The 6185-nt window shown below is 44.1% G+C and carries 8 protein-coding genes; 3 read left to right on the top strand and 5 right to left on the bottom strand.

All coding sequences use genetic code 11. The annotated features are described in order from the left end of the window. From AC3OH0_RS06090 to AC3OH0_RS06080, 3 genes are all read right to left on the bottom strand, one after another. Nucleotides 1–1031, bottom strand: a 1031-nt coding sequence (locus tag AC3OH0_RS06090; RefSeq protein WP_498345133.1) for a hypothetical protein, incomplete at its 3' end; no start/stop codon positions are given. Nucleotides 1032–1040: 9 nt separating this feature from the next. Next, complete coding sequence (locus AC3OH0_RS06085; RefSeq protein ID WP_498345132.1) at nt 1041–1793, bottom strand: ABC transporter ATP-binding protein; 753 nt, start codon at nt 1791–1793, stop codon at nt 1041–1043. A gap of 60 nt (nt 1794–1853) precedes the next feature. Further along, the gene (locus AC3OH0_RS06080; protein WP_498345131.1) at nt 1854–2294 is read right to left on the bottom strand and encodes a 4Fe-4S ferredoxin; all 441 of its coding nucleotides are present in this window, start codon (nt 2292–2294) and stop codon (nt 1854–1856) included. A gap of 119 nt (nt 2295–2413) precedes the next feature. Here AC3OH0_RS06080 and AC3OH0_RS06075 point away from each other — a divergent pair, with 119 nt between their 5' ends. After that, on the top strand, nt 2414–3232 hold the full coding sequence (locus AC3OH0_RS06075) for a carbon-nitrogen hydrolase family protein (RefSeq protein WP_498345130.1): 819 nt from the start codon (nt 2414–2416) through the stop codon (nt 3230–3232). A gap of 62 nt (nt 3233–3294) precedes the next feature. On the opposite strand, the gene ubp is transcribed toward AC3OH0_RS06075, so the two are convergent. Beyond that, the gene (ubp, locus tag AC3OH0_RS06070; protein WP_498345129.1) at nt 3295–3714 is read right to left on the bottom strand and encodes a UBP family nucleoid-associated protein; all 420 of its coding nucleotides are present in this window, start codon (nt 3712–3714) and stop codon (nt 3295–3297) included. A gap of 84 nt (nt 3715–3798) precedes the next feature. Beyond that, nucleotides 3799–4731, bottom strand: a complete 933-nt coding sequence (gene mvk / locus AC3OH0_RS06065) for a mevalonate kinase (protein WP_498345128.1) — start codon at nt 4729–4731, stop codon at nt 3799–3801. An 85-nt stretch (nt 4732–4816) separates the two neighbouring features. On the opposite strand from mvk, the gene AC3OH0_RS06060 reads away from it, so the two are divergent. Then, entirely contained in the window at nt 4817–5653 is an 837-nt protein-coding gene (locus tag AC3OH0_RS06060) for an Mrp/NBP35 family ATP-binding protein (protein WP_498345127.1), read from the top strand. A 35-nt stretch (nt 5654–5688) separates the two neighbouring features. Continuing rightward, the coding region (locus AC3OH0_RS06055) for a DUF7669 domain-containing protein (RefSeq protein WP_498345126.1) at nt 5689–6185 on the top strand (497 nt) is incomplete at its 3' end.

The raw sequence follows: 6185 nt of genomic DNA, 5'->3' as shown, positions 1-6185 counted from the left end.
ATAGCAGGCGGCATGAAAAAGCCTATGGCGTAGCTGGGGTGTCTGAGAACAACCCTGATGTATCTTTTAATGAAAGCTTTCACTTGCGGCATAGGCTTTATCGCGATAGGCATGGGTAGTAATTTACCAGGCGCTTTGGTGTAGTCAGGCCGAAGATTGATAAAACCCGTGAGCTCGGTGAGTATGAATCTCAAGCTTGCCATAGCCAATGCTGAGTAAACTAGCACGCTTAAAACATCCATAATAAGCAAGCCTGGCCACCTGCTGAAGCTCGTCAATAAGTTGAAGAAGGGGCTGGGGAAGACCAGCCTGTATAGTAAATTATCGCTAGAGGTTAGAATAGTTAAGACCGTTTTGAACACGTTGGTTAACAGTATGGGTATCACTATAAGAAATACTGTTAGGAAACTGTAAGCAGAGGAAACCAGGTATCGGGACTTGGTCCCACCTTTTGATAACGAGTAGTAAAATCCTTTCGAGATTAACATTGCTAAGGCAAGCCCGTATATGGTGGATAATGCTACCACAAGCACGCTTATTATAAGTACTATAATATCTCTCGTGAAAATAATGGTCAAGATCGAGACTGAAAGCATAAAGGAAAGCACTGGCAGGTCGTAGAGTTTGAAATAAAGCATAATTATTGAAAACAGCTTCTCCCGAGTGCTCAGCGGGTAAAGGTTAGTTATTTCTGAAAGCCTTATCATGTAAATTCCGATAGTATTTTGTACCTCGAGAAATGTCAGTAGAAGCACTAGGACTATACTACTTGACATTACCACGCCCTCTATTATGCGGCTTCCAGGGTTTTCGATGAAGGGGATGAGGTAAATCCATGGAATTGCGGCAAAAACAACCGTGGAAAAAATTTTGTTGAGCTTGAAGGTTAACCCCACCTTCCTCAAGAACTCAGAACTGCTGGCGTCACTCATGTCTTTCAGGAACCCGCCGAGTCTAAACATGGTTGTTGATTGAAAAATTAACTCTTTGAACATTACGTTAGCAATAGTTTTCACTATTTTCCTTCTCATCGAGTCCTCTCACTCCGCTTTATCGTAGGGAACACTGTTCTTAATTAGTTCGTTTAATAGTTTAGAGAAAACTTCTTCACCTTTGAGCCTTGTCTTAACGTTCTCAGTGCTATCTTCAAATATTAGTCTACCATCCACGATGACTCCTACCCTATTACAAATCTTCTCCGCTATCTCTAGAATGTGCGTCGACATTAATACTCCTTGAGAATTACTCCTCCAATTCTCGATAATTCTCTTTAGAACGCTGGAAGACTCAAAGTCAAGCCCTGTGAAGGGTTCGTCAAGTATGAGGATTCTAGGCTTATGCATTAATGCAAGAATGAGAGATGCTTTCTGCCTGTTGCCCCGTGATAACGTGTATACAGGCTTATCCAGATGGGGCGAGAATTCGAAAGCTTTAACTAGGTGGTTAACCCATTCTTCAACCTCCTTCCCAAGCCCTCTAACTGCTGCCACGAACTCAATGTGCTCGCGAAATGTTAAGCTCTCGATCAGTATTGGGTCTTCAGCAATATATCCAAAATCGTTCTTCACGGTCAGGTCGGTGAAAGGGTTTCTGCCAAGTATTTCCACGAATCCATCAGCAGGTTTCACAAGGCCTGCAATCGCTCTTATGGTTGATGTTTTACCAGCCCCGTTAGGGCCGAGCAAGCAGTAAACCTCGCCTGGGCAGAGCTGAAAAGACACTCTATTAACAGCTGTGAACAAGCCGTACTTGACTACCAGGTTTGAAACCCTTAGCAGTGGGTCATCACACATCTAGACCACTATCCTGGTTGAAAATCGTTAATACTCCGCGAACAAGTTTGAAACGAATTATCATGTGCCTCCACACTCCTTCTCAAGCTCGACAAGCTTCTCGACTTTGAATAAATACCTGCTCCTCTTAACCGTTTCAGCGCTCACCTCCTTAACCTCTCCCTCATATAATATTAAATGCCTCCGCCTACAAGCTGGCTTACAAATCTTGAAGACCTCTTCAACCATCCAATGCAGCTGAGTACAGTGCATACTACCATCCACGGTTAAGACTGCAACCTCCTCGTAACTTCCACGTGCCAATATCCCAGCAAGCTTGAACCCCAGCATGTTCACATGTTCTGCTTCAGGACATACTGACAGCAGGCAGTACTCGCTCGTAAAGCTGTTAACTATTTCTGGATGCTCTTCCTCCATGCATCTGCTGAAGATTAACACCCTCCTTTTCTCTCTCAGGCACCTGCTTTTAGCATTAGAATCCAGTAGTCTTTGAAAAACCATTGCTTCCAACCCTTTAAACTCCTACTATGTAGTTTAAAGTAATTTAATGTGTTCAGGTATTTCAAAAGGTTTTACAGATTAATTAAGAGGTTAACTGATTTAGTTTTCATGGGGTTAAAATGGAATTAACGATAGGAATCGTTCAAGCAGACTTCAACGGTTCCCCTTCAGAAAACGCTGAGAAGGGATTTAAAATAATAGTGGAGAAACACAAGGAAGCCGATATTATAGTGTTCCCAGAATATAGCATGCTTAATCCTTTAAGGTTTAAAAACCCTAATGAAGTCTATGCTCACAGCCAGCCTATTCAGGAAAGCTCCTTCATAAACACGATGAAACGTCTTGCCGAACTCTTGAGCGTGGATATTATAGTCAACGTTATCGAGAAAACTGATAAGCCGCCGCGCGCAAAAAACACCAGCGTCTTAGTGAAGAGTGATGGCGAGGCAATACCATTATACAGTAAGATACACTTGTTCGATGCTTTAGGATATAGAGAGTCTGACTTCTTCCTCCCTGGGGAAATGCCGAGCAAATTCATCCTAGCCAGAGGGTTCAGGCTTGCCGTTGCCATATGCTACGATCTACGCTTTCCGGAATTATTCAGGTTTTACGCTTTAAACGGAGCTGACGGAGTAATAGTTCAAGCAGGGTGGCTGAGAGGGCCTCTAAAAGAAGAATCCCTGGAGATGCTTGCATCTACGAGGGCTCATGAGAACACGATGTACATAATACTAGCTGACCAGACAGGGGATTACTTCGTAGGTCGGAGCGGAGTATTCAGCCCATTAGGATACAGGGAGCTTGACATGGGATACAGAGAAGCATACATGGAACACACACTCAATTATGAAAACATAAGGTTAGCGAGAGAGAGACTACCAGTTGTTGAACAATCACGCAAGAAATGGGAGGTAAGATTTAACCCGCTAACCTGATTTCAACGGTAAGTCTCTAAGAAGAGCCAGGATATTAAAAGAGAATCGACAAGCTGTCAAAGCTAGTGCTGGATCAGCTTATCATATATCCGCTTAAACAACTCCTCGCTGGGGAAAACCAATTCCACGTAGTCATCAAACTGCTTTACAACCAGGCCCTCGATAGGGTTTGCTGGGGGATCCGGTAGGCTTGGATCAGGCTTGCTTTTACCCCTGTAAACCCATTTAATCCTGCTGGGTCTACTTGTTTTCTGAACAGAGTACCAATAGCGGCCATAATAATAGTATTTAACTGTGCTACCATCCGGTAGTCTTCTAACAACCATGTGGACGGGTTTTAAATAGTAGTTCTTATCCTTGATCAGGGAGTTGTAAGAGTAGAACGCTGTTAAATATTCTGAAATCAGGAGGCTGATCTTCTTCAGCATCTCAGGCTTTTCTCGAACTTTGATTAGTCCTCTACGAGTCCGGTCAATAAGCATGAGGGTCAGCCCATGGGAGTCTAATCATTGAAATCATAGACCACTATACTCCTCATCCCTATTAAATCAATTCACTGTTATCCCTTAATTATCTTCAACGCTTCTAACCCCTTCATAATCCGGGTTTACTCTGAAGACTTGGAATCCTTCACTCCTCAGCTCCTCCTCAATCCGGGTTGACAAGGATTTATTTACAAGACCTATTACTATTCCTCCTCTCCCAGCCCCGCTCAGCTTGGCTCCATAGCATCCTTTCCCAACGAGCTTGTGAACTATGAGGTCGTTGATTTCATGTGAGACCCCGATAGTCCAGAGCAATCCATGATTCAATAGCATTAAACGTCCAATACTTTCATAATCCCTCTCCCTTAAGGACTTCAACGCCTTCTCAACAAGTACTGACGCAGCGGTATAAACGTTCTCAAGAACCTCATGGTACTTTTCATAAAGCCTTAATACTTCTTCAACGATTATACCGGTCTGTCTTTTCAAGTTCGTGTTTACCACTAGGAAGCCAACCTCATCCCCAAGCCTGATATCTAGTTTTTCGAAAACCCCTGACCTGTACTTGAGGAACCCTCCGAAGGTCGCTAACGTGTTATCTATTCCGCTAGGCTTTGAATGAACCTCTTTCTCGGCTTCATAGGCTAATTCGTTAACAAGCTTCTTATCGAAGCTTGCATTACAGTGTGTCAGATACGCATGGGCGAGTGCTACGCTTAATGCGGCTGAAGAACCCATGCCGCTTCCTACGGGGATTTCAGAGTCAACTAATATTCTAACATCCTCGTCGCATTTGAAGATAGAATTCGCATACGTGATTAATCTTTTCACAGCTCTGTAAAGCACTGAACCCTGTTCTATGTTGCCCGTCTGCTTCGAGATCACTTGGAAATAGCCATCTTCAACACAGACTTTAGCGTATTTTGAAACGGCGAACCCTATTGCAGGGGCTCCTTTCACCACGAAATGCTCGCCAAACAATATGATTTTGCCGGGGGCGATACTACACGTCATTCCCAAGCCCTAATCCATTATAACATTGATATACATATATAAGGAATAATTAGGATAATCGTCAAAAACGGGAAGGCGGTTAAGAATGAGCAATTACAAGAAAATTCCTTTCCAACCATCATTCAGCCTTACACAGGATGTGGAGAAGAAGCTAAGGAGTTTCAAACATAAAATACTTGTTCTGAGCGGTAAGGGTGGAGTAGGTAAAACGTTCATATCATCAATGCTCGCCCTAGCTATTGCTGAGAAAGGTAAAACCACTACGATACTCGACGCTGACATCCACGGATCATCAATCCCTTCCATCCTGGGATTGCATGGAACCAGGCACTACGCTGATGAAGAAGGGAATATCCTACCTGTTGAAGGTCCTCTTGGAGTGAAAGTCGTCGCTGTTAACCTTATGCTGGACTCCCCTGACCTGCCCATCGTGTGGAGAGGCCCATTGGTTTCAAGGGCGATATTAGAGCTTTTAAGCAAAGTGAAATGGGGCTCAGGCGACTACCTCATAGTTGACCTACCGCCAGGAACTGGAGACGCTATCATCACGATCGTCCAGTCGATATCTTCCATCACTGGAGCTATTATAGTGACCGCCCCAAACATGCTGTCTGAAACCATAGTGTCAAAGGCGATCAATTTCGCCGCTAAGAACAATATCAGATTGCTCGGAGTTGTCGAGAATCTTAGCTATTTCAAGTGTCCGCACTGCGGCAGACCCTCGCAGGTCCTAGGAAAGTCAACGGGTGAGCAACTAGCCGGTAAGTTTGGCACAAGACTGCTCGCAAAAATACCGATTGACCCGCTCGTCAACGATGCCATTGACCAAGGCGTCCCATACATCCTAGCCTACAAGGACGGTGAGGCTGCCAAGGCAATTAGGTCCCTAGCAGATGAATTAATAAGTATTGTAGAATCATAATTAAAACGAGATGTGCATGATTAGGGGATGATTGGTTGGAAGCTGCGGAAAGCTTTAATAAGAAGCCTAACTGGGCCTTGTTGAAAGAGGTTGCTGAAGAACTCTACCGAACGGGCAAAATAACCTTCACTAGGAAAGAGTTGGCTTCTAAAGCCCATGAAAAAGACCCTTCCAGGTCCGAAATGAGCCTTGACTTCGAAATAGATCTGGTAACGGTTAACAGTAGCAGCAAGGACAAGTATAAGGATCCAGATAAATTATTTCTGTTCAGGCTCGACCGTGGAAGATATACGTTGTACAACCCGGAGGAGCACGGCGAGTTAGACAAGTATACTGGGATTCAAAGAGTTTCTGCAACGAGAAAACAGGTTTTGAATGAAGTCCTCGAGGAGTTGGAAAGGCTTGGATATGAGGCAACTGAGAACAAGTATGCTAAGGCATTGCAACCAGACATTATTGCAACGATGGATGAGAGTAAAACAGGGGTATGGGTGATAGACCCCGGGGTCGATGTTTCCTCACAGTATAAGAG

Source organism: Thermosphaera sp. (genome assembly GCF_059755995.1).
The sequence above is the reverse complement of the archived record's forward strand: the minus strand, read 5'-3'. Positions and strand labels throughout refer to the sequence as shown.

Bases quoted from the DNA above. Each gene is read 5' to 3' on its own strand.
- AC3OH0_RS06060 (WP_498345127.1), top strand. From the start codon at position 4,817: ATGAGCAATTACAAGAAAATTCCTTTCCAACCATCATTCAGCCTTACA.
- ubp (WP_498345129.1), bottom strand. From the start codon at position 3,714: ATGCTTATTGACCGGACTCGTAGAGGACTAATCAAAGTTCGAGAAAAG.
- mvk (WP_498345128.1), bottom strand. From the start codon at position 4,731: ATGACGTGTAGTATCGCCCCCGGCAAAATCATATTGTTTGGCGAGCAT.
- AC3OH0_RS06085 (WP_498345132.1), bottom strand. From the start codon at position 1,793: ATGTGTGATGACCCACTGCTAAGGGTTTCAAACCTGGTAGTCAAGTAC.
- AC3OH0_RS06080 (WP_498345131.1), bottom strand. From the start codon at position 2,294: ATGGTTTTTCAAAGACTACTGGATTCTAATGCTAAAAGCAGGTGCCTG.
- AC3OH0_RS06075 (WP_498345130.1), top strand. From the start codon at position 2,414: ATGGAATTAACGATAGGAATCGTTCAAGCAGACTTCAACGGTTCCCCT.